2 protein-coding genes are annotated in these 1804 nt (G+C 41.0%); both read left to right on the top strand.

Annotated elements, in window-relative coordinates:
- The first annotated feature begins 120 nt into the window (after nucleotides 1-120).
- Nucleotides 121-1050 carry a peptidase U32 family protein gene (locus SORDD24_RS07130; protein ID WP_061409063.1) on the top strand — a complete coding sequence of 310 codons (930 nt, stop codon included), beginning with the start codon at nucleotides 121-123 and terminating at the stop codon, nucleotides 1048-1050.
- Nucleotides 1051-1239: 189 nt separating this feature from the next.
- Nucleotides 1240-1804, top strand: a 565-nt coding sequence (locus tag SORDD24_RS07135) for a YSIRK-type signal peptide-containing protein (protein WP_155720144.1), incomplete at its 3' end; no start/stop codon positions are given.

Genomic DNA, 1804 nt, shown 5'->3' on the forward strand with positions numbered 1-1804 from the left:
GAGTGAATGGTACAAGTTACTGTTCACTTTTTGATTGGGAAAGATAGAAATCAGTTTAACTTTTTGTGAAACTCTCAGTACCCGTAGCTGATTTTTGAGAATTGTGGTATAATTTTCCTTATGGAAAAGATTATCATTACAGCAACTGCTGAAAGTATTGAACAAGTTGAACAACTACTCGAAGCCGGCGTAGATCGTATCTATGTTGGTGAGAAAGATTTTGGCCTTCGTCTGCCAACGACTTTTAGTCATGACCAATTGCGTGAGATTGCTAAGTTGGTTCATGAAGCAGGCAAGGAATTGATTGTCGCGGTTAATGCCCTCATGCATCAAGATATGATGGACCGTATCAAGCCCTTCCTAGACTTCTTGGAAGAAATCAAGACAGACTATATTACAGTAGGAGATGCGGGTGTCTTTTACGTGGTCAACCGTGATGGCTATTCCTTCAAGACTATCTACGATGCTTCAACAATGGTGACAAGCAGTCGTCAGATTAACTTCTGGGGCCAAAAGGCTGGCGCATCTGAGGCGGTTTTGGCGCGTGAAATTCCATCTGCCGAACTCTTTAAGATGCCAGAGATTTTGGAATTTCCTGCTGAAGTATTGGTTTATGGTGCCAGTGTCATTCACCATTCTAAGCGTCCGCTTTTACAAAACTATTATAACTTTACGCATATCGATGATGAAAAGACGCGTAAGCGTGACCTCTTCTTGGCTGAACCAAGTGATCCAGAGAGCCATTACTCTATCTTTGAAGACAATCATGGTACCCACATCTTTGCTAACAATGACCTTGATTTGATGACTAAATTGACAGAATTGGTGGAGCATGGCTTTACTCACTGGAAGCTAGAAGGTCTCTATACTCCAGGTCAGAACTTTGTCGAAATTGCCAAACTCTTTATCCAAGCGCGTTGTTTGATAGAAGAGGGGGCTTTCAGTCATGACCAAGCTTTCTTGCTAGATGAAGAAGTGCGCAAACTACACCCTAAAAATCGTTTTCTTGATACAGGATTTTACGACTACGACCCGGATATGGTGAAATAAAATCGCAATATTTATAACGATGAAGTCATTCTTTTCGATAATGGGGAAAGGATGTTCTGATGGAAGTAGATGTTGTATCAGTGTTCTTATATATCAGTTTTTATCAAATTTTTCTGGAAGCTGTAGCTTGCCTAGATTGATTTGGTCAATGGAGATACTAAAAATAAAGTGAAAAAGAAGGAGACTTTCATGCCTCGTCAGAAATTGAATGAAAAACGCTACCGTTTTTCGATGCGTAAATTAGCAGTAGGGCTGGTTTCAACAGCTATCGGTAGTTTTTTCCTCATGTCGACTGCCACTGCTAACCAGTTACCGGTAACCCAGCAGGGAACAATCAATTATCAATACGTTACAGAAGCAGAGTTGAATGAAGAGGAAAAACAACTCATTATTCATGAGTTGCCAACGATTGCAAAGGAGACGGACGCGAACTACTTTTTGGTTTATCGACCAAAGAAAGAGATTTCTGTTTTACCTAAGACAGGTGAGAATAGTTTGACGAGTACTCTCTTAGCTGTTTCAGGTGTTTCACTTTTGATTGTCGCGGTTAAAGTTGGCAAGAAGGGACGTCGTTACTTGTCTGGTCTATTTCTCATTTCTGCTTTGGGAACGCAGGTTTTGGCTACACCTGTTTCGGCCTTGACAAGTAGTATCCTTAGAGCCTATAATCAAGAAATTGAGGTGCAAGCAGGGCAACAGCTTCCTCAACCGCTTGAGATTGATGGTTATGAATATGTGGGGTATTTCACACAAG

It is taken from the genome of Streptococcus oralis (assembly GCF_001579175.1).
Lineage (GTDB): Bacteria > Bacillota > Bacilli > Lactobacillales > Streptococcaceae > Streptococcus > Streptococcus oralis_O.